This window comes from Pseudomonas sp. PSKL.D1 (assembly GCF_028898945.1).
In the GTDB taxonomy this organism is placed as follows: domain Bacteria; phylum Pseudomonadota; class Gammaproteobacteria; order Pseudomonadales; family Pseudomonadaceae; genus Aquipseudomonas.
On the sequence record NZ_CP118607.1, the window covers coordinates 2,195,686 to 2,216,537 of the forward strand.

At 62.5% G+C, this 20,852-nt stretch carries 18 protein-coding genes; 2 read left to right on the forward strand and 16 right to left on the reverse strand.

The genetic code is table 11. The features are described from left to right. The 12 genes from nuoJ to PVV54_RS09905 form a co-directional block, all read right to left on the reverse strand. The gene (gene nuoJ / locus PVV54_RS09850) at positions 1 to 501 is read right to left on the reverse strand and encodes an NADH-quinone oxidoreductase subunit J (RefSeq protein WP_274909739.1); all 501 of its coding nucleotides are present in this window, start codon (positions 499 to 501) and stop codon (positions 1 to 3) included. A 10-nt stretch (positions 502 to 511) separates the two neighbouring features. Next, positions 512 to 1,060: an NADH-quinone oxidoreductase subunit NuoI gene (gene nuoI, locus PVV54_RS09855; RefSeq protein WP_003251442.1), complete on the reverse strand. Its 549-nt coding sequence runs from the start codon at positions 1,058 to 1,060 to the stop codon at positions 512 to 514. A gap of 11 nt (positions 1,061 to 1,071) precedes the next feature. After that, a complete protein-coding gene (gene nuoH / locus PVV54_RS09860; protein WP_274909740.1) occupies positions 1,072 to 2,079 on the reverse strand; it encodes an NADH-quinone oxidoreductase subunit NuoH in 1,008 nt (335 codons plus the stop codon). Next, on the reverse strand, positions 2,076 to 4,790 hold the full coding sequence (nuoG, locus tag PVV54_RS09865; protein ID WP_274909741.1) for an NADH-quinone oxidoreductase subunit NuoG: 2,715 nt from the start codon (positions 4,788 to 4,790) through the stop codon (positions 2,076 to 2,078). The genes nuoH and nuoG overlap by 4 nt, the downstream gene beginning before the upstream one ends. A gap of 127 nt (positions 4,791 to 4,917) precedes the next feature. After that, on the reverse strand, positions 4,918 to 6,282 hold the full coding sequence (gene nuoF, locus PVV54_RS09870) for an NADH-quinone oxidoreductase subunit NuoF (RefSeq protein WP_274909742.1): 1,365 nt from the start codon (positions 6,280 to 6,282) through the stop codon (positions 4,918 to 4,920). Then, positions 6,279 to 6,776, reverse strand: coding sequence for an NADH-quinone oxidoreductase subunit NuoE (gene nuoE, locus PVV54_RS09875; protein WP_008096184.1), 498 nt, complete (start codon positions 6,774 to 6,776; stop codon positions 6,279 to 6,281). Before nuoE ends, nuoF begins: the two co-directional genes overlap by 4 nt. A gap of 2 nt (positions 6,777 to 6,778) precedes the next feature. Beyond that, positions 6,779 to 8,560 (reverse strand): NADH-quinone oxidoreductase subunit C/D, encoded by a 1,782-nt coding sequence (nuoC, locus tag PVV54_RS09880; RefSeq protein ID WP_274909743.1) that lies wholly within the window; start codon positions 8,558 to 8,560, stop codon positions 6,779 to 6,781. A gap of 79 nt (positions 8,561 to 8,639) precedes the next feature. Then, positions 8,640 to 9,317, reverse strand: coding sequence for a NuoB/complex I 20 kDa subunit family protein (locus PVV54_RS09885; RefSeq protein WP_029614113.1), 678 nt, complete (start codon positions 9,315 to 9,317; stop codon positions 8,640 to 8,642). 9 nt (positions 9,318 to 9,326) lie between these two features. After that, complete coding sequence (locus tag PVV54_RS09890) at positions 9,327 to 9,740, reverse strand: NADH-quinone oxidoreductase subunit A (RefSeq protein WP_028692461.1); 414 nt, start codon at positions 9,738 to 9,740, stop codon at positions 9,327 to 9,329. Between the two features lie 380 nt (positions 9,741 to 10,120). Then, positions 10,121 to 10,783: a lysoplasmalogenase gene (locus PVV54_RS09895; protein ID WP_274909744.1), complete on the reverse strand. Its 663-nt coding sequence runs from the start codon at positions 10,781 to 10,783 to the stop codon at positions 10,121 to 10,123. Between the two features lie 208 nt (positions 10,784 to 10,991). After that, on the reverse strand, positions 10,992 to 12,317 hold the full coding sequence (aceA, locus tag PVV54_RS09900) for an isocitrate lyase (RefSeq protein ID WP_274909745.1): 1,326 nt from the start codon (positions 12,315 to 12,317) through the stop codon (positions 10,992 to 10,994). A gap of 492 nt (positions 12,318 to 12,809) precedes the next feature. Continuing rightward, positions 12,810 to 13,574, reverse strand: a complete 765-nt coding sequence (locus PVV54_RS09905; protein WP_274909746.1) for a secretin N-terminal domain-containing protein — start codon at positions 13,572 to 13,574, stop codon at positions 12,810 to 12,812. Between the two features lie 147 nt (positions 13,575 to 13,721). Here PVV54_RS09905 and PVV54_RS09910 point away from each other — a divergent pair, with 147 nt between their 5' ends. Next, positions 13,722 to 15,161 carry a SulP family inorganic anion transporter gene (locus tag PVV54_RS09910; protein WP_274909747.1) on the forward strand — a complete coding sequence of 480 codons (1,440 nt, stop codon included), beginning with the start codon at positions 13,722 to 13,724 and terminating at the stop codon, positions 15,159 to 15,161. A gap of 95 nt (positions 15,162 to 15,256) precedes the next feature. Here the strand turns inward: PVV54_RS09910 and fusA are convergent, their stop codons facing one another. Next, the gene (fusA, locus tag PVV54_RS09915; RefSeq protein ID WP_274909748.1) at positions 15,257 to 17,368 is read right to left on the reverse strand and encodes an elongation factor G; all 2,112 of its coding nucleotides are present in this window, start codon (positions 17,366 to 17,368) and stop codon (positions 15,257 to 15,259) included. A 73-nt stretch (positions 17,369 to 17,441) separates the two neighbouring features. Continuing rightward, positions 17,442 to 17,867, reverse strand: coding sequence for a hypothetical protein (locus PVV54_RS09920; protein ID WP_274909749.1), 426 nt, complete (start codon positions 17,865 to 17,867; stop codon positions 17,442 to 17,444). A 237-nt stretch (positions 17,868 to 18,104) separates the two neighbouring features. Here PVV54_RS09920 and PVV54_RS09925 point away from each other — a divergent pair, with 237 nt between their 5' ends. Then, complete coding sequence (locus PVV54_RS09925; protein WP_274909750.1) at positions 18,105 to 18,407, forward strand: hypothetical protein; 303 nt, start codon at positions 18,105 to 18,107, stop codon at positions 18,405 to 18,407. A gap of 3 nt (positions 18,408 to 18,410) precedes the next feature. Here PVV54_RS09925 and PVV54_RS09930 read toward each other — a convergent pair whose 3' ends face one another. Both PVV54_RS09930 and gcvA read right to left on the reverse strand, forming a co-directional pair. Continuing rightward, positions 18,411 to 19,655 carry a 2-aminoadipate transaminase gene (locus PVV54_RS09930; protein WP_274909751.1) on the reverse strand — a complete coding sequence of 415 codons (1,245 nt, stop codon included), beginning with the start codon at positions 19,653 to 19,655 and terminating at the stop codon, positions 18,411 to 18,413. Positions 19,656 to 19,769: 114 nt separating this feature from the next. Next, positions 19,770 to 20,666, reverse strand: coding sequence for a transcriptional regulator GcvA (gene gcvA / locus PVV54_RS09935; RefSeq protein WP_274909752.1), 897 nt, complete (start codon positions 20,664 to 20,666; stop codon positions 19,770 to 19,772). Positions 20,667 to 20,852: the final 186 nt, after the last annotated feature.

Genomic DNA, 20,852 nt, shown 5'->3' on the forward strand with positions numbered 1-20,852 from the left:
TTACTCCTTCGCCTCGTTGCGGCCCAGGTGGAAGGCGGTGACGGCTGCCGCCAGCAGCAGCATCGAGGCCAGTTCGACCACCAGCAGGTAAGGCCCGAACAGGCTGATGCCCACGGCCTTGGCGTCCACGGTGGTGCCGCTGATGGCCGCGCCGCTCGGGGCGACAAACAGCACGTACAGCAGCTCCGCCAGCAGCAGGGCTGCGAGGATCACCGGCCCGGCCCAGATGCCGGGCTTGAGCCAGCCCCGTTCCTGGGCGACCGAAGCCGGCCCGAGGTTGAGCATCATCACCACGAACACGAACAGCACCATGATGGCGCCGGCATAGGCGATCACTTCCAGGGCGCCGGCAAACGGCGCACCCAGGGCGAAGAAGATCATTGCCACGGAAATCAGCGAAATGATCAGGTAGAGCAGGGCGTGCACGGGGTTGGTGCCGGTCACCACTCGCAGAGTGGAGACCACGGCGATCCCGGATGCAAAGTAGAAAGCGAATTCCATCTTTCTGTCCTTATGGGAGCAAGCTCTTCACGTTGATCGGCTCGGCTTCGTTCTGCGCAGAGCCTTTCGGCTTGCCAGCGATGGCCATACCCGCAACACGGTAGAAGTTGTAGTCAGGGTTTTTGCCGGGGCCGGAAATCAGCAGGTCTTCTTTCTCGTACACCAGGTCCTGACGCTTGAACTCGGCCATTTCGAAATCCGGAGTCAGCTGGATCGCAGTGGTCGGGCACGCCTCTTCACACAGGCCGCAGAAAATGCAGCGCGAGAAGTTGATGCGGAAGAACTCCGGGTACCAACGGCCATCCTCGGTTTCGGCCTTCTGCAGCGAGATGCAGCCAACCGGGCAGGCCACCGCGCAGAGGTTGCACGCTACGCAGCGCTCCTCGCCATCGGGGTCGCGGGTGAGGACGATGCGGCCGCGGTAGCGCGGCGGCAGGTACACGGGCTCTTCGGGGTATTGCAGGGTGTCGCGCTTGCGGAACCCGTGGGAGAACACCATGGCCAGGCTGCGCAGCTGGGTGCCGGTGCCCTTAACGATGTCGCCGATATATTTGAACATGGGTCAAATCCTCACTGGGCCGCGACGGCTGACGTGTTGTAAAGCACGATCGCAGCGGTCACCAGCAAATTGATCAGGGTCAGCGGCAGGCAGAACTTCCAGCTGAAGTCCATCACCTGGTCATAGCGCGGGCGCGGGATCGAGGCGCGCAGCAGGATGAACAGCATGATGAAGAACGCGGTTTTCAGCGCGAACCACAGGAACGGCACTTGCGGCAGGATGCCGAACGGGCCGTGCCAGCCACCGAAGAACAGGGTTACCAGCAGCGCCGAGATGAGGATGATGCCGATGTACTCACCGACGAAGAACATGCCCCATTTCATGCCGGCGTACTCGATGTGGTAGCCGTCTGCCAGTTCCTGTTCCGCTTCCGGCTGGTCGAACGGGTGACGGTGAGTCACGGCAACGCCAGCGATGAAGAAGGTGCAGAAGCCAAAGAACTGCGGAATGATGAACCACAGGTTCTGGGCCTGGTATTCAACGATGTCGCGCATGTTGAACGAGCCCACCTGCACCACCACGCCCATCAGCGCCAGGCCCAGGAACACTTCGTACGACACGGTCTGCGCCGAGGCACGCAAGCTGCCCAGCAGGGCGTACTTGTTGTTCGACGACCAGCCGGCGAACAGCACCGCGTACACCGACAGGCCGGCCATGGCGAAGAAGAACAGCAGGCCGATGTTCAGGTCGGCGACGCCCCACAGCGGGGTGATCGGGATGACGCAGAACGCGATCAGCAGGGCACTCATGGCCACGACTGGCGCCAGGGTGAAGATCATGCGATCGACGAAGGGCGGGTTCCAGTCTTCCTTGAAGAACATTTTCAGCATGTCGGCGGCGATCTGGAACATGCCGAACGGGCCGACACGGTTCGGGCCGTAGCGGTCCTGCCACCAGCCCAGCAGGCGGCGTTCGACGAAGCTGAGCAGCGCGCCGCAGACCACCACCGCGAGCAGGACCACGACGGCCCGAACCACGGTGAGGATCACATCGATCACTTCGGGGGTGAACCAGCTCATTGTGCTGCCTCCTGCAGGCCTTCTACGGATGCACCGAAGATGGCGGGCGGAATGCCGGCCAGGCCTTTGGGCAACGCAACCAGGCCAGCGCCCAGCTCTTCATTGATACGCAGCGGCAGGCGCAGCGCAACGCCGCCGACGTTCAGGCTCAGCAGCGCGCCGTCGTTGACGCCCAGGCGGTCGGCTTCGGACTTGGCCAGGCCAACGTAGGCCGCCGGGATGCGCTCTTGCACCGGGGCGGCGCGCGACGAGCTTTCCTCGCTGCCGAACAGGTGGAAGAACGGTACGGCGGTCCAGGTGCCGCGGGCCGGGTTGAACGCGCCCGGGATGGCGGTGAACCAGGCCAGCTTGTCACCCTCGGATTCGATCAGGCGCACGCCCGGGTCACCGGCACGCAGGTGGCCACCGACCTCGTCCTGGAACTTGTTCCAGGCTTGCGGCGAGTTCCAGCCCGGCGACCAGGCGAACGGCACTTGCTGGCGCGGTTCGGCAGAACCCGAGTAGCCTTCCATCGAGAAGGCGAACGCGGTGTCCTTGTCTTGCGGGGTACGCGGCTCGTGCACGCTGATATTGGCGCGCATGGCGGTGCGGCCGGAGTAGCGCAGCGGCTCACGGGCCAGTTTCATGCCCTTGATGCGGAACGCGGCGCTTGGCGCGGCGTTGACGATGCCGGCCAGTTGCGGCGCTGCTTCGGCGCAGGCGCTGGTGACGTGGTCCAGCTGGGTCCAGTCGACCGGCTTGTTCAGCAGGGTGGCACGCAGGGCGTGCATCCAGCGCCAGCCTTCGTGGACCTGGATGCTGCTGTCCAGGTATTGCGGGTCGAACACCTGGAAGAAACGCTGGGCGCGGCCTTCCTGGCTGACCAGGGTACCGTCGCCTTCGGCGAAGGAGGCGGCCGGCAGCACCAGGTGGGCGCGGTCCAGGGTGGCGGTTTTGGAGTGGTCGGCAACGATCACCACCTTGGCCGCAGCCAGGGCAGCGTCGACCTTGGCGGCCGGTACGCGGGCGTACAGGTCGTTTTCCAGTACCACGATGGCATCGGCCTTGCCGCTGATGACGGCGTCCAGGGCCGCATCGACGGATTCACCACCCATCATGGCCATGCCGAGGCTGTTGGCCTCCGGCACCACCAGGCTCAGTGAGCCGTTCTTCTCGCGCAGCTTCAGGGCTTTGGCGATGTTGGCGGCGGCTTCGATCAGGGCCGGGTCGGCCAGGGAAGTACCGGCAACCACCAGTGGGCGCTTGGCCGCTACCAGGGCGTCGGCGATACGCTGGGCCAGTGCCTTCGCTTCGGTGTCCAGGCCTTCAACAGCCGGGGCGCTCGGGTCGATGGCATGGGCCACGGCGAAACCGATGCGGGCCAGGTCGGCCGGGGCGGCGTGCACGCACTCTTCGGCAACGTCGTCCAGCTTGGTTTCAGCCAGCGAGGCAATAAACAGCGGGTACAGCGCGTGCTGGCCGATGTTTTTCACGGCGGCGTCCAGCCACGGCTGAACCTTCATGGCCTCGGCCATGGCTTCGGCCTTGCCTTTGGTGGCCTGGCGCACGGCCAGGGCAACGCGGGCAGCAGTCTGGGTGAGGTCTTCACCCAGCACGAACACGGCGTCGTGGTCTTCGATGTCGCGCAGGGTTGGCACCGGCAGCGGGCTGTTGTTCAGCACGTTCAGGGCCAGGCGCACGCGGGCCAGCTCACCAGCCTCCATGCCCGAGTAGAAGTAGTCGGCGCCGACCAGCTCGCGCAGGCCGTAGTTGCTTTCGAGGCTGGCGCGTGGGGAGCCGATACCGACGATGGTGCGGCCGCGCAGCAGGTCGGCGGCCTTGTCCAGGGCGGCGTCCAGGCTCAGCTTGCTGCCGTCGGCCAAGCGTGGCTGGCGTGGGCGGTCGGTGCGGTTGACGTAGCCATAGCCGAAGCGGCCACGGTCGCACAGGAAGTACTGGTTCACCGAACCGTTGAAGCGGTTTTCGATACGGCGCAGTTCGCCGTAGCGCTCACCTGGGCTGATGTTGCAGCCGCTGGAGCAGCCATGGCAGATGCTCGGGGCAAACTGCATGTCCCACTTGCGGTTGTAGCGCTCGGAGTGGGTCTTGTCGGTGAACACACCGGTCGGGCAGACCTCGGTGAGGTTGCCGGAGAATTCGCTCTCCAGCACGCCGTCTTCAACGCGGCCGAAGTACACGTTGTCGTGGGCGCCGTATACGCCCAGGTCGGTGCCGCCGGCGTAGTCCTTGTAGTAGCGCACACAGCGGTAGCAGGCGATGCAGCGGTTCATCTCGTGGGCGATGAACGGGCCGAGGTCCTGGTTCTGGTGGGTACGCTTGGTGAAACGGTAGCGGCGCTCGTTGTGGCCGGTCATTACCGTCATGTCCTGCAAATGGCAGTGGCCGCCTTCCTCGCACACCGGGCAGTCGTGCGGGTGGTTGGTCATCAGCCATTCGACGACGCTGGCGCGAAACGCCTTGGACTCGTCATCGTCGATGGAGATCCAGGTGCCGTCGGAGGCAGGGGTCATGCAGGACATGACGATACGACCACGGGTGTCGTTCTCGTCGGTGTACTGCTTGACCGCACATTGCCGGCAAGCACCGACGCTACCAAGCGCCGGGTGCCAGCAGAAATAAGGGATGTCGAGGCCGAGCGACAGACAGGCCTGTAACAGGTTGTCTGCACCGTTGACTTCGAGCGTTTTGCCGTCTACGTGGATAGTGGCCATGGTTCAAAGTTCTTCGTTGGCCCGCGTGAGCGGGCGTGGCTAATGGAAATCGGTGGGCCTGCGGCGCGCGTCAAGACGCGCGCCTGCGAGGCCGGCGGGAGGCACGGACCACCCGCGTTTCATCTTGTTATGCGCCGACCACAATCGGCTTCGCCAGATTCGGGCGCAGGGCATCGGCAGCACTTGCTGGCGCGACACCGGCCTCGAATTCCGACCGGAAGTATTTGATGGCACTGCCCAGCGGCTCGACGGCACCCGGTGCGTGAGCACAGAAGGTGCGGCCTGGGCCGAGGAAGTTGACCAGGCCCAGCAGGGTCTCGATGTCTTCGGCGCGGCCCTGGCCTTTTTCCAGGGCGCGCAGCATCTTGACGCTCCACGGCAGGCCGTCACGGCATGGGGTGCACCAGCCGCACGACTCGCGGGCAAAGAACTCTTCCATGTTGCGCAGCAGCGAGACCATGTTGATGCTGTCGTCCACCGCCATGGCCAGGCCGGTACCCATCCGGGTGCCGACCTTGGCGATGCCGCCGGCGTACATCTGGGCGTCGAGGTGCTCGGGCAGCAGGAAGCCGGTACCGGCGCCGCCTGGCTGCCAGCACTTGAGCTTGAAGCCGTCGCGCATGCCACCGGCGTAGTCTTCGAACAGTTCGCGGGCGCTAACGCCAAATGGCAGTTCCCACAGGCCCGGGTTCTTCACCTTGCCGGAGAAGCCCATCAGCTTGGTGCCGTGGTCTTCGCTGCCTTCGCGGGCCAGCGACTTGTACCAGTCGTTGCCGTTGGCGACGATGGCCGGCACGTTGCACAGGGTTTCGACGTTGTTCACGCAGGTCGGCTTGCCCCACACGCCCACGGCGGCAGGGAAGGGCGGCTTGGAGCGCGGGTTGGCGCGGCGGCCTTCCAGGGAGTTGATCAGCGCGGTTTCTTCACCGCAGATGTAACGCCCGGCACCGGTGTGCACGAACAGCTCGAAGTCGAAGCCCGAACCGAGGATGTTCTTGCCCAGGAGGCCGGCGGCCTTGGCTTCGTCGATGGCGCGGTTGAGGTTTTTCGCCGCGGTGGTGTACTCGCCACGCAGGAAGATGTAGCCACGGTAGGCCTTCAGGGCGCGGGCGCTGATCAGCATGCCCTCGACCAGCTGATGGGGCTGTTGCTCCATCAGCATGCGGTCCTTCCAGGTGTTGGGCTCCATTTCGTCCGCGTTGCACAGCAGGTAACGGATGTTCATGGATTCGTCTTTGGGCATCAGGCCCCACTTCACGCCAGTGGGGAAGCCCGCGCCACCACGGCCCTTGAGGCCGGAGTCCTTGACGCTTTGCACGATGTCGTCGGCGGACATCTGCGCCAGTGCCTTGCGGGCAGCGGCGTAGCCGTTCTTGGCCTCGTATTCGGCCAGCCAGACCGGCTCGCCGTCATCACGCAGGCGCCAGGTCAGCGGGTGGGTTTCGGCCGAGCGCGCGATGCGGTTGGCCGGGCCGAAGGAAGTGATGGTCATACGTAACCCTCCAGCAGTTTGGTAACGCCAGCAGGCTGCACGTCGCCAAAGGTGTCGTCGTCGATCATCAGCGCCGGGGCCTTGTCGCAGTTGCCCAGGCAGCACACCGGCAGCAGGGTGAAGCGGCCGTCCGGGGTGGTTTGGCCCAGGCCGATGCCCAGCTCGCTCTGGATCTGGCTGACCACGGACTCGTGCCCGCCGATGTAGCAGACCATGCTGTCGCACACGCGGATGATGTGGCGGCCGACCGGCTGGCGGAAGATCTGGCTATAGAACGTGGCCACACCTTCGACGTCGCTGGCCGGGATGCCCAGCACCTCGCCGATGGCGTGGATGGCGCCGTCCGGCACCCAGCCACGTTCCTTCTGGACGATCTTCAGGGCTTCGATGGACGCCGCGCGCGGGTCCTCGTAGTGATGCATCTCGTGCTCGATGGCCGAGCGCTCGGTTTCGCTCAGGGCGAAACGGTCGGTTTGGATAAGCGTGCTGTTCATGCTTAGCGGTCCACGTCAGCCATAACGAAGTCGATACTGCCCAGGTACGCGATGAGGTCCGCGACCATGCTGCCTTTGATCACCGAAGGGATCTGCTGCAGGTGCGGGTAGCTCGGGGTACGGATCCGGGTGCGGTAGCTCATGGTGCCGCCATCGCTCGTCAGGTAGTAACTGTTGATGCCCTTGGTCGCTTCGATCATCTGGAACGACTCGTTGGCCGGCATGACCGGGCCCCACGAGACTTGCAGGAAGTGCGTGATCAAGGTTTCGATGTGCTGCAGGGTGCGCTCTTTCGGCGGCGGCGTGGTCAGCGGGTGGTCCGCCTTGTACGGGCCTTCCGGCATGTTGCGCAGGCACTGGTCGATGATGCGGATACTCTGGCGCATCTCTTCGACACGGACCATGCAGCGGTCGTAGGCATCGCCGTTGTGGGCCAGCGGTACTTCGAACTCGAAGTTCTCGTAGCCGGAGTAGGGGCGCGCTTTACGCAGGTCGAAGTCGCAGCCGGTGGAGCGCAGGCCGGCACCGGTGGTGCCCCATTCCAGCGCTTCCTTGGTGTTGTAGGCGGCGACGCCGATGGTACGGCCCTTGAGGATGCTGTTTTGCAGTGCGGCCTTGGTGTACTCGTCCAGGCGCTTGGGCAGCCACTCGACGAAGTCCTTGACCAGCTTGTCCCAGCCGCGGGGCAGGTCGTGGGCGACGCCACCGATGCGGTACCAGGCCGGGTGCAGGCGGAAACCGGTGATCGCTTCGATCACGGTGTAGGCGCGCTGGCGGTCGGTGAAGGTGAAGAACACCGGGGTCATGGCGCCGACGTCCTGGATGTAGGTACCCAGGAACAGCAGGTGGCTGGTGATGCGGAAGAATTCGGCGAGCATGATGCGAATCACGTCGACCTTCTGCGGCACCTGAATACCGGCCAGCTTTTCCACTGCGAGCACATACGGCAGGTTGTTCATCACCCCGCCGAGGTAATCGATACGGTCGGTGTAGGGGATGAAGCTGTGCCACGACTGGCGCTCAGCCATTTTCTCGGCGCCACGGTGGTGGTAGCCGATGTCCGGGACGCAGTCGACGATCTCTTCACCGTCCAGTTGCAGCACGATACGGAACGCACCGTGGGCGGACGGGTGGTTGGGGCCGAGGTTGAGGAACATGTAGTCCTCGTTGGCGCCCTGACGCTTCATGCCCCAGGCTTCCGGGTTGAAGCGTGCCGATTCCTCTTCAAGCTGCTGCTTGGCCAGGGTCAGGCTGTAGGGGTCGAACTCGGTGGCGCGGGCCGGGTAATCCTTGCGCAGCGGGTGACCTTCCCAGGTGGGCGGCATCATGATGCGGCTAAGGTGCGGGTGGCCGGCAAAGTCGATGCCGAACATGTCCCAGACTTCGCGCTCGTACCAGTTGGCGTTCGGCCAGATACCGGTCACGGTCGGCAGGTTCAGGTCGCCTTCGCTGAGCGACACCTTGATCATTACGTCGCTGTTACGCTCAACCGACAGCAGGTGGTAGAACACGCTGAAGTCGGCGGCAGGCAGGCCGCGGCGCTGGGTACGCAGGCGTTCGTCGACGCCGTGCAGGTCGTACAGCATGCTGTACGGTTTGGCGACGCCACGCAGGAAGCTCAGCACTTCTTTGAGCTGGGCGCGCTTGACCCACAGCACGGGCATGCCGGTGCGGGTTTCCTGGGCGACGAATGCTTCGGCGCCAAAACGGTTGTGCAGTTCGACGACCACATCCTGGTCGTCTGCCTTGTAGGGCGGAATATAAATAGCGTTGTCCGCTGTCATGGTCTCGGTCGCTTTGGGTCAACGTTAAGAATGAAGCCAGGCCGCCGGCTCGTTCGGGAGCGGGCGGCAGGTCGCTGGATCAGACTTCGTCGGGGCTGCGCAGGTTGGTCACGGCAATGCGCTGCTCACGACGCAGGTCTTTCTGGGCTGGCATCTCGGCACGGTAAATACCTTGATCACCAACAACCCAGGAAAGCGGGCGTCGTTCTTGGCCGATCGACTCCTGCAGCAGCATCAAGCCTTGCAGGAAAGCCTCAGGGCGTGGCGGGCAGCCAGGCACATAGACGTCCACGGGGAGGAACTTGTCGACCCCCTGAACGACCGAGTAGATGTCGTACATGCCACCGGAGTTGGCACACGACCCCATGGAGATGACCCACTTCGGCTCGAGCATCTGCTCGTACAGGCGCTGGATGATCGGCGCCATTTTCACGAAGCAGGTACCGGCGATGACCATGAAGTCGGCCTGACGCGGCGAGGCCCGGATGACTTCGGCGCCGAAGCGGGCGATGTCGTGGGGTGCCGTGAAGGCCGTGGTCATTTCCACGTAGCAGCAGGACAGGCCGAAGTTGTACGGCCAGAGGGAGTTCTTGCGCCCCCAGTTGACCGCGCCACGCAGCACATCTTCGAGTTTCCCCATGTAGATGTTCTTGTGGACCTGGTCCTCTAGCAGTTGGTCAGTGACGGTTTCCCGATCACCGACCGGATACTGCTCGTTGGGTGCATCCGGATCGATTCTGGTGAGATTGTATTGCATGACAAAGCCTCATTGTTTCAGCTTCGCTTGCCGCTTGCGGCGACCTTCGGGAGCCCAGTCAAGGGCACCGACACGCCATAGGTAGACAAGACCCGCCAACAGAATTGCTATGAAAATGAGAGCTTCGACGAATCCGGTCCAGCCGCTTTCGCGGACGGACACAGACCATGCATACAGGAATAGGGCTTCGATATCGAAGATCACGAACAGCATCGCGACCAGATAGAATTTGGCGGACAGGCGCAGGCGGGCGCTGCCGACGGGCAGCATGCCGGATTCGAAGGGCTCGTTCTTGGCGCGGCCCCAGGCCTTGCTACCAAGCAGGCTGGACAGGCCGAGCATGAAGGCACACAGGCCGACGACACCCAGAAGGAAGATGGCAAAGCCCCAGTTGTGGGCGATGAGTCCTGCCGAATCGGACATGCTAGAAATCCTTATACAGAGACCCGGCTCTGCAGTCTGAAATAAGTAGAGCGGCGACGTGGTGTCGCAGGTGCAGTGACCAAATGTCGCAGCTGAATCAATCGCGCTGATTTTATGGGTAAACCCGGTGCAAGTAAATTTTCCGTTGCAAATTTATTCGTAGGATTAAGTACAAAAGGCGCTTGTAACTGGCTGAAAGCCTTGAGATTCGGGCATTGCGCGCGGTTTTGTTAATTATGTTTCTTGCGTGATGTAACGAAATGCTAAGTTCGTAATGATAATTAATAGCATTTGAACTGATGCCTGAAACTTCATCTTTTCTGCTTCTTGCAAAGTTCATCTGCGCTGACCCCCTCTTGCAAATGCGAAAGACTCTTGTTCTAGCAGTTTCCGGCACCTCGCGCACCGCTCTGGATCAATGGTTTATCGATTACGCTTGAACTCCCAGATGAGGCGATTGCCCACTGGCCCAGCCAGTAGGCAAGGATGATCAGGTAGGGGGCGGCAGCGAATGGGCTGACGAACTTGTCGATGCCGATCAGGCTGTCCGAAAAGACGAACAGGCCGGCACCGAGGGTGGCCAGGCCGCCGCAGGCCAGCGCCCGCCAGAGCATGGCGCTGATGGCCAGGGCGTAAAGTGCTACCGGAATCAGCAGCGTCCCGAGACCATGGCTGGCCAGCACTGCAAAAAGTGCCGTGCCGATGAGGCCGCTGAGTATCAGGGCGGGCAGGGCCGGGCGCAGGGTTTTGCCGCAATAGGCGCGCAGGTAGGCCAGATGGGCGCACAGGAAGGCGGCAAGGCCGAATGCGAACAGGTCGGCGGGGATGGCCAGCAAGATGTCGCCCAGTACCGAGAAGGCCAGGCCGATGATGATCCAGCGGCGGTAAGCGGTGGCGGGTGTGGTGCTCAGCCAGGCAATCAGCGCCAGCACCGGGACGGGCTTGGCCAGCAGGGCGAGCAGGGTGTTGCCGGTGGCCAGTGCATATAGATAGAAGGCAGCGGCGGCCAGGGCGATGACGATCAGGTGGCTTGGACGAAGCATGGGCGGTCCTTGCTACTTGTGCTGACACAAGCATAGACCTGATCGTGGGTTTTGCTTTTGCCTGTGCCGGCCCCTCGCGGATGAATCCGCTCCTACAAGGGCAGTGCATAACCTGTAGGAGCGGATTTATCCGCGAGAGGCCGCCACAGGCAACAAAAAAGCCCGGGGCTTTCGCAAGCCCCGGGCCTCCAGTATCAGCACCCCACTATCAGTGGAACTGCTCTTCCTCGGTCGAACCGGTCAGCGCGGTCACCGACGAAGCACCACCCTGAATCACGGTGGTCATGTCGTCAAAGTAGCCGGTACCCACTTCCTGCTGGTGCGCCACGAAGGTGTAGCCCTTGCTGGCATCGGCAAATTCCTGCTCCTGCAGCTTCACGTAGGCGGTCATGTCGTTGCGGGCGTAGTCGTGCGCCAGGTTGAACATGCCGTGCCACATGTTGTGGATGCCGGCCAGGGTGATGAACTGGTGCTTGTAGCCCATGGCCGACAGCTCGCGCTGGAACTTGGCGATGGTGGCGTCATCCAGGTTCTTCTTCCAGTTGAAGGACGGCGAGCAGTTGTACGACAGCAACTGGTCCGGGTATTCCTTCTTGATGGCTTCGGCGAAGCGACGGGCTTCGTCCAGGTCCGGTTTAGCGGTTTCGCACCAGATCAGGTCGGCGTACGGGGCGTAGGCCAGGCCGCGGGCGATGGCCTGGTCGAGGCCGGCGCGTACCTTGTAGAAGCCTTCACGGGTGCGCTCGCCAATCACGAACGGCTGGTCGTACGGATCGCAGTCGCTGGTCAGCAGGTCGGCGGCGTTGGCGTCGGTACGGGCCAGGATGATGGTCGGCACGCCAGCAACGTCAGCTGCCAGGCGGGCGGCAACCAGCTTCTGCACGGCTTCCTGGGTCGGTACCAGTACCTTGCCGCCCATGTGGCCGCATTTTTTAACCGAGGCCAACTGGTCTTCGAAGTGCACGCCAGCGGCGCCTGCTTCGATCATGTTCTTCATCAGTTCGTAGGCGTTCAGCACGCCGCCGAAACCGGCTTCAGCATCCGCTACGATCGGGGCGAAGTAGTCGATGTAGCCATCGTCGCCCGGGTTCTTGCCGGCTTTCCACTGGATCTGGTCGGCGCGGCGGAAGGCGTTGTTGATGCGCTTGACCACGGTCGGTACGGAATCGACCGGGTACAGCGACTGGTCAGGGTACATGGACTCGGCCGAGTTGTTGTCTGCGGCCACCTGCCAGCCGGACAGGTAAATGGCCTGGATGCCGGCTTTTACCTGCTGCACGGCTTGGCCGCCGGTGAGGGCGCCCATGCAGTTGACGAAATCTTTTTCAGGGCGGAAGGACGGGTGGGCACCTTGGGTGACCAGCTTCCACAGTTTGTCTGCGCCTTCACGAGCAAAGGTGTGCTCAGGCTGCAGCGAGCCACGCAGGCGAACGACATCGGCGGCGGTGTAGGTACGGGTCACGCCTTTCCAGCGCGGGTTCTCGGCCCAGTCTTTCTCGAGGGCTGCAATTTGCTGTTCGCGTGTCAGTGCCATGGAAATAAACCTCGTCGCATCGATCTTGGGGTAATTGTGCTGATGCTCGGAGCAGATCAGGGGGCCTGGCGGCTGTCCTGTTCGGGGGAGTGCGGCGGCGAACGCGAAGGCTCGAAGGGGGAAGGAGGTGCAGGCCAGGCGCAAGGTGGCTCCGGCAGGTCGGCTCGTGGTTGCCTTGCTGCGGTGCTACGCGATTGCCAGTACTGCGGTGATGCGCTTCCGTCCCTCGGGACAACTTCTTCGTTGCAGTCGCAATCCCGTCGAACCGCCTTGTGGGCCGTATAGACACGAGGTGCCTCCAAGGGTGGTAGGCGTGCACCTCGAAGGCCCTTGCCAGGGCCCCTGATTAGCGGGAGCGAGGCCATCATGCCCTTGGGAAAAAGTGCCTGTCAAATGTTTTGTAGTGCTTTTTCTTCCTTACTACATCTTTGGTCTAATGCGACTTGGCGGTCAGTTTCAAGGCCTTGGGTCGAGGCCTTGAATTGCCTGGGTTTAGTCCAGAAGGTCGACTTTTACCCGCAAAGTCATGTTTTCACCCCGTTGGGTGCTGTAAGTACGGCTTGACGGGTCGCGGTCGGCTTGGCTCTGCTGGTTGTAGCCAGCCAGGGTGATCCATTCCCCGAGCCTGCCGGTGATGGTTGTGTCGGTGCTTTGCACTTTCACTACATCGGCACGTTCCTGGCTCATTCGGTCATTATTGGTGCTTATTTGCAGCCGAACCGTCTCGCCGCTGAGGCTGGGCGTGACGTAGAAACCCTGGGTGACATTGCGGTATTCGGTATCGCTCTGGATGCGCCCGTAGCCGTCGGTGCTGGTGCTGGTGATCGGGATGCTCTGGCCGATCTGGATCAGTGCCGGCTGGCCCTCGCTGGCCTGGATCTGCTGCATGCCGCCTTCGCGGTTGCTGGTGCCGTAATGAATCACGCGCCCGTTACCACGGTTGTCCTGGAAGTTGCTGTCATTGTTGTCGACGCTGATCAGCAGGCGTTTGGGGGCGGTATCGAGCTGTTGCAGCAGGGTGCGCAGGTCATCGATGCGCTCGGGGCTGGCGTTGACGATCAGTTTGTTCTCGAAGGCGCTGACAGTGCCATCCTTGCCGATGAAGGACTGGGCGGCGGGCAACAGCTCGGCGCTGCTGCGGTGCTGCAGCGGCACCACTTCGGTGGCGGCCTGGGCAAGCAGGCTGGTGGCCAGCAGCAGGGAGGCGAAAAGGGGGCGTAGCGGCATGTCCATGATCTCCGCGGGTGGAATGATCATGATGGCAAATTTGTCAGGTTTCTGCCGGGTGTGAGTCACAGGTTATGCGATGCCACCAGCCGAAGGTGGCTGCTGCTGGACAAAGCCCGTAACATCGCGGCCTTTGACTCATTGAATTGTCCATTTGGACTTCCCTACAGGATGCCCATGAAACCCGCTCGACTTCGCGCCGACGTGCTCGCCGGCCTGACCACTTCATTTGCTTTGGTGCCCGAGTGCATCGCCTTTGCCCTGGTAGCCCACCTAAACCCGCTGATGGGCCTGTATGGCGCGTTCATCATCTGTACCCTCACCGCGCTGTTTGGTGGCCGCCCCGGGATGATTTCCGGCGCTGCCGGCTCCATGGCGGTAGTGATCGTCGCCCTGGTGGTGCAGCACGGCGCGCAGTATTTACTGGCCACGGTGCTGCTCGGCGGGGTGGTGATGATCCTGTTCGGCGTGCTGCGCCTGGGCAAACTGGTGCGATTGGTGCCTTACCCGGTGATGCTCGGCTTTGTGAACGGCTTGGCCATTGTCATTGCCATGGCTCAGCTTGAGCATTTCAAGGAAGGAGAGCACTGGCTCAGCGGCGCGCCGCTGTACCTGATGGTCGGCCTGGTGGCATTGACGATGCTGGTGGTTTACGTGCTGCCGAAGCTGACCCGCGGGGTGCCACCTGCGTTGGTGGCCATCCTGGGGGTTGGTTTGCTGGTGTACCTGCTCGACCTGCCAACCCGTACCTTGGGCGACATGGCGCACATCGCCGGTGGCCTGCCGACGTTGGCCTGGCCGGATGTGCCATGGAATCTGGAAACCCTGAAAATCATCGCGCCTTATGCGGTGCTGATGGCCATGGTGGGCCTGCTGGAAACCCTGCTGACCCTCAACCTGACCGACGAAATCACCGAAAGCCGTGGCTACCCTGACCGCGAGTGCGTGGCGCTGGGCGCGGCCAACATGGTGTCGGGCCTGTGCGGCGGCATGGGCGGCTGCGCGATGATCGGGCAGACGGTGATCAACCTCAGCTCCAATGGTCGTGGCCGGCTGTCGGGCGTGGTGGCCGGGGTGATGATTCTGTTGTTCATCCTGTTCCTGTCGCCGCTGATCGAGCAGATCCCGCTGGCGGCGCTGGTGGGCGTGATGTTCGTGGTTGCCCAGCAAACCTTTGCCTGGGCCTCGTTGCGTGTGTTGCACAAGGTGCCGGTCAGTGATGTGCTGGCGATCATTGCCGTGACGGTGGTGACGGTGTTCACCGACCTGGCCACGGCGGTGCTGTTCGGCATTGTGATCGCGGCGGTGAACTTTGCCTGGCAGCATGCGCGCGAGTTGTATGCCGACAGCCATGAAGACGGCGAGGGGGCCAAGCATTACCAGGTGCATGGCACATTGTTCTTTGCCTCGACCACGCCGTTTCTCAACCAGTTCGACCCGGCCAATGATCCGGCCAAGGTGACGCTGGATTGCCAGCATTTGAGCTTTGTCGATTATTCGGCGATTGCGGCGTTGAAGACGTTGCGTGAGCGGTATGCGAAGGCGGGTAAGCACCTGCGGGTGGTGCATTTGTCGGAGCGGTGCAAGAAGCTGTTGAAGCGGGCGGGCGAAGAATAGCCGGTTACAGTGCTGGCCGCATCGCGGATAAATCCGCTCCTACAGGAATAGTGTAGGAGCGGATTTATCCGCGATGCGGCCGGCACTGTCACCAGCTATTCCCCCCGATTCTTCTTCACGATGCCATCTGCAATGCTCGCCGGTGCCTCGGCATACTTGGTGAACTCCATCGAAAAGCTGGCTCGCCCCTGGGTCATGGAGCGCATCGAGGTGGCATAGCCAAACATCTCGCCCAGCGGCACCTCGGCACGGATGACCTTGCCGGCCGGTGTCTCGTCGCCATCCTGGATCATCCCGCGGCGTCGGCTCAGGTCACCCAGAATGTCGCCTTGATACTCTTCGGGCGTGACCACCTCGACCTTCATCACCGGCTCCAGCAGCACCGCGCCACCTTTTTGCGAAAGCTGCTTGGTGGCCATGGAGGCGGCAATCTTGTAGGCCATTTCGTTCGAGTCGACATCGTGGTACGAGCCATCGAACACCGCTGCTTTCAAGTTGATCAGCGGGTAGCCAGCCAGCACACCGTTCTTCATCTGCTCTTCGATGCCTTTCTGGATCGCGGGGATGTATTCCCGGGGCACCACGCCGCCGACGATTTCGTTGACGAACTCCAACCCTTCCTTGCCCTCGTCGCCCGGCGCGAAGCGGATCCAGCAATGGCCATACTGGCCGCGCCCGCCAGATTGACGGACGAAGCGGCCTTCGATTTCGCAGGTGTTGCGAATCTTCTCGCGGTACGCCACCTGTGGCTTGCCGATGTTGGCCTCGACGTTGAATTCACGGCGCATGCGGTCGACGATGATGTCCAGGTGCAACTCGCCCATGCCGGAAATGATGGTCTGGCCTGTTTCTTCGTCGGTCTTGACCCGGAACGAGGGGTCTTCCTGGGCCAGCTTGCCCAGGGCGATGCCCATTTTCTCCTGGTCGCCTTTGGTTTTCGGCTCCACCGCCACGGAAATCACCGGGTCAGGGAAGTCCATGCGTTCGAGGATGATCGGTTTGTCGATGTCGCACAGGGTATCGCCGGTGGTCACATCCTTCATGCCGATGAGCGCGGCGATGTCGCCGGCGCACACGTCTTTGATTTCGGCACGTTGGTTGGCGTGCATCTGCACCATGCGGCCAATGCGTTCTTTCTTGCCCTTGACCGAGTTGAGTACCGCGTTGCCGGAGCTGAGCACGCCGGAATACACGCGGGCGAAGGTCAGGGTGCCGACGAAGGGGTCGGTGGCGATCTTGAAGGCCAGGGCAGAAAACGGCTCGTGGTCGTCTGCGTGGCGTTCCAGGTGCTTGTCTTCGTCGTCGGGGTCGGTGCCCTTGATGGACGGGATTTCCGAGGGGGCGGGCAGGTAGTCGATCACGGCATCCAGCATCAGCGGAACGCCTTTGTTCTTGAATGAGGAACCGAGAATGGTCGGTACGATTTCGTTGGCGATGGTGCGCTGGCGCAAGGCGGCCTTGATTTCGTCGATGCTCAGCTCTTCGCCTTCGAGAAACTTCAGGGTGAGTTCGTCGTTGGCTTCAGCAGCAGCTTCCACCATATGCGCACGCCATTCATCAGCCAGGGCCTGGAGTTCGGCGGGAATGTCTTCTTCTCGGTAACTGGTGCCCTGGTCGCCTTCGTTCCAGTAAATGGCTTTCATCTTTACCAGGTCGATCTGGCCGATGAAGTTCTCTTCACTGCCTATGGCCAGCTGAATGGGCACCGGGTGGTGGCCCAGGCGCTGATCGATCTGCTTGACCACCCGCAGGAAGTCGGCACCCTGGCGGTCCATCTTGTTGATGTAGGCCAGCCGCGGCACGTGGTACTTGTTGGCCTGGCGCCACACGGTTTCAGACTGTGGCTCCACCCCGTCGGCACCACTGAAAACCACCACCGCGCCATCAAGTACGCGCAGCGAGCGCTCCACCTCGATGGTGAAGTCCACGTGCCCGGGCGTATCAATGATGTTGAAACGGTACTTGTCGGCAAACTGCTTGGTCGAGCCTTGCCAGAAGGCCGTGGTGGCCGCCGAGGTGATGGTGATGCCGCGCTCCTGTTCCTGGGCCATCCAGTCCATGGTCGCGGCGCCGTCGTGCACCTCGCCCATCTTGTGGTTGACCCCGGTGTAGAACAGGATCCGTTCGGTGGTGGTGGTTTTGCCAGCATCCACGTGAGCGACGATGCCGATGTTGCGGTACAGCTCGATGGGCGTTGTACGGGCCATGACGGACTCCCTGCGGCGGGGCGGATTCTCCCACGGTAGCAGACCGGGAAAATCCTGCTTCGCCGCCGGGCCGTCAGTCGGCCTGGGCTTGCAGCATCCATTGGCCGTCCACTTCGCGGGCCAGGCCGCTGGCGGGCAGCAGGGCCAGCAGGCGGCCGTGCAGGGTTGATTCAGTGAAGGTCTTGAGGGTGGCCAGGTCCAGAGCGCCGATCAGGTTCAGGTCGGCCTTGGTATACGAAAGCCAGGCTTTTTTCAGTACCTGAGCCACATCGCTGCCGGCAGTGCTGGCGAAACGGCGGTGGTGCGGGCGGCCCTCGAAGGCAAAATTGTGCGCGTGGCTGTAGGTGCTTTCGTCGGCGCCCTCGGCACAGCGGTGGCAGCGGCACGGGCCTTCGCCAAAGGCATTGCGCAAGTAGGTGTTGAAGTCCACCACGGGCTTGAGGGCCAGGCGTTTGTCGACTTCGAACAGGTCGGCGATCAGGGGTTCTTCGGCGCTCACTGGGTGTCCTCGTGTGGTGTGGCGTGCATCGGCGGGCACCCTAACAGATTGGGGCGCCTTTTGCAGGCCCGGCCTCTTCGCGGGTAAACCCGCTCCCACAGGTAGTGCACCGGCCTTGAAGTCGCGCCTTACCTGTGGGAGCGGGTTTACCCGCGAAGAGGCCGGTAGAGACAACAGAAGCTGCCTGCCGTACTCTACGCGCCTTTAATGCCCAACCCCCTTTTGAGGTAACCCCGCTTGAGCACCAAGTACCCGTACACCGCCACCGTCACCGTCAGCGCCGAAGACCGCGGCGGTGACACCGAAGCTTCGGAGAACCCGGGCATGCGCGTCGGCCTTGAAGCGGTGACCGAAACGCTGAAAAAGGTGCATTTCGTCGGTACGCTCGCGGCGCCTGAAAAAACGGCAACGCATATCTGCGTCACGCTGGAGAACGGCCTGACCTACTACGGCCCGATCGTCAACGGCCATGCCGAACTGGAAGGAGGCTGGATCGCCTTCGAGTCCGACATGCTCACGCCTGAAGAGCTGGGCCTGTAAGCCTCAGCCAACTTCCGCCAGGCACTGCTCGAGGATGGCCAGGCCTTCTTCGAGCACTTCAGGTTCAATGGTCAACGGTGCCAGCAGGCGAATGATGTGACGCGCCTTGCCACTGGGCATCAATAGCAGCCCTTTGGCCCGGGCGGCGTCCAGCACGTTGGCCAGCAATGCAGGCGCCGGGCTGCCATCGGCATTCACAAGTTCGATGCCGCGCATGGCACCCACGCCGGTCAGGCGTCCTACAAACGGGTAGCTGGCCTTCCAGCGCGCAAAGCGCTCGGTGATGGCCTGAGCCTGCTGCTCGCCCCAGGTGGCGATATGTTCGTCGGTCATCTGGGCAAGGCTGGCCAGGGCCGCCGCGCAGGCAATGGGGTTGCCTGAGTACGTACCGCCCAGGCCACCTTTGGGCAGCGCTGCCATCAAGCCCTTGCGCCCGACCAGCGCCCCCAGCGGCATGCCGCCGGCAATGCTCTTGCCCAGCAGCAACAGGTCTGGCTCGATGCCCAGGCGCGGGAAGCCGAAGCGCTGGCCCGTGCGGCCAAAACCAGACTGGATTTCGTCGATGATGATCAGGATGCCATGTTCATCGCAGAAGCGGCGCAGTGCCTGGGCGAAGCCTGGGTCCAGGGCGAGGAAGCCGCCTTCGCCCTGCACGGGTTCAAGGATGAACGCTGCCACGTCTTCCACGGCCAGTTCAACGCTGAACAGCCGCTCCATGGCCTTGAGTGCCTGTTCGCAGCTGACGCCCGTATCGGCACTGGGGTACGGCAGGTGGTAGACCGGCCCCGGCAGTTCGCCAACCCGTTGCTTGTACGGGGCGACTTTGCCGTTGAGGTTGAGGGTGGCCAGGGTACGGCCGTGAAAGGCCCCGTCAAACGCAATGATCGCCCGTTTGCCGGTAGCGCCCCGGGCCACTTTGAGTGCGTTTTCCGCAGCTTCGGCGCCGCTGTTGGTGAGCATGCCGGCCGGCGGGTAGCTCAGTGGCACGAACTGGCACAACTGCGCCATCAGGCTCAGGTAAGGCCCATGGGGCGCGGCATTGAACGTGTAGTGGGTCAGGCGTGTGGCCTGGGCCTGGATGGCCTCCACCACGGCGGGGTTGCAGTGGCCCAGATTGAGCACGCCGATACCGCCCACGAAGTCGATGTAACGTTTGCCATCGGTATCCCAGACTTCGGCATTGCGGCCATGGGAAAGTGTAATCGGGTGAACGATGGCGATGGATTGGCTGATACTTTCCAGGTTCATGGGGCACGCGGACCTTGTTCATGTTTTTAATATCGAAGCGTGCCTGGCCGTTATTGCGCAAACGAATTATTTGATTGCGATCATTCCCTGTATTCCTGAAGTTGGTGGCTGGCCTTAATCACCCTCGGCAATCCGCTCCTGAATCCACTGCACGAAAGCCCGCACCTTCGGCACCTGTGCGGCATGTTCGGCATGGGCAATGAAATGTCGGCCATTGCTCGCCACCGGGTGGTCCCAGGCCACCACCAGCTTGCCCTCGCTCAGTTCTTCGGCCACCAGGTAACGCGGAATCAGGGCGATGCCGCACCCGGCAATGGCCGCCCGAATGCACAGGTAGAACGTGTCGAAGCGCGGCCCGTGGTAGCTGTTCTGGCTGTGCAGCCCCAGGCCCAGAAACCACTCATGCCAGGCCTCTGGCCGTGACGCGCATTGCAGCAGGCGATGTTCGGTCAGTGCCTGGGCGTTGTCGAACGGGTGTGCGGCCAGCAACTGGGGTGCACACACCGGCACCACTTCCTCGCTGAACAGCTCGATGCAGGTGGCGCCGGGCCAGGTGCCCTGGCCAAAGAAGAATGCGATATCGGCCTTGGCCTGCACCAGGTCGAACGGTTCCAGCTCGTTGCGGATGTCCAGGTGAATGCGTGGGTGGCGGTCGCCGAAACCCTTGAGCCTGGGCACCAGCCAGCGCGCGCCGAAGGTGGGCTGGGTAGCGATGCGCAGCACCTCGGTTTCATCCCCGTAACTGAGGATGTAGCGGCTGGAGATGTCGATCTGGGTGAGGATCTTGTTCACTTCGGTCAGGTACAGCGCACCGGCCGGGGTCAGGTGCAGGCGCCGGCGAATACGCTGAAACAGTGAGTGCGAGAGCATGTCTTCAAGCTGTGCCACCTGTTTGCTGACGGCGCTTTGGGTCAGGTGCAGCTCTTGCGCCGCGCGGGTAAAACTCAGGTGACGGGCTGCCGCTTCGAAGCATTGCAGGGCGGTGGTGGAGGGCATCAGGCGTTTGGACATGGCGGCGCGTACCGAGCAAAAAAGTCAGGAGTTCATTCCGTAATGGAATTATGTGCTTCGAAAAGGTCGTTTGTTGACCCGGGCCTATAGATTAATACTGGCCTGGATCAACGATTACAACCGGTGCTGCGAAGAGGAGGGAAGTGCAAGGCCGGCAACTTCAAAACAACAACAAAGAGCAATACG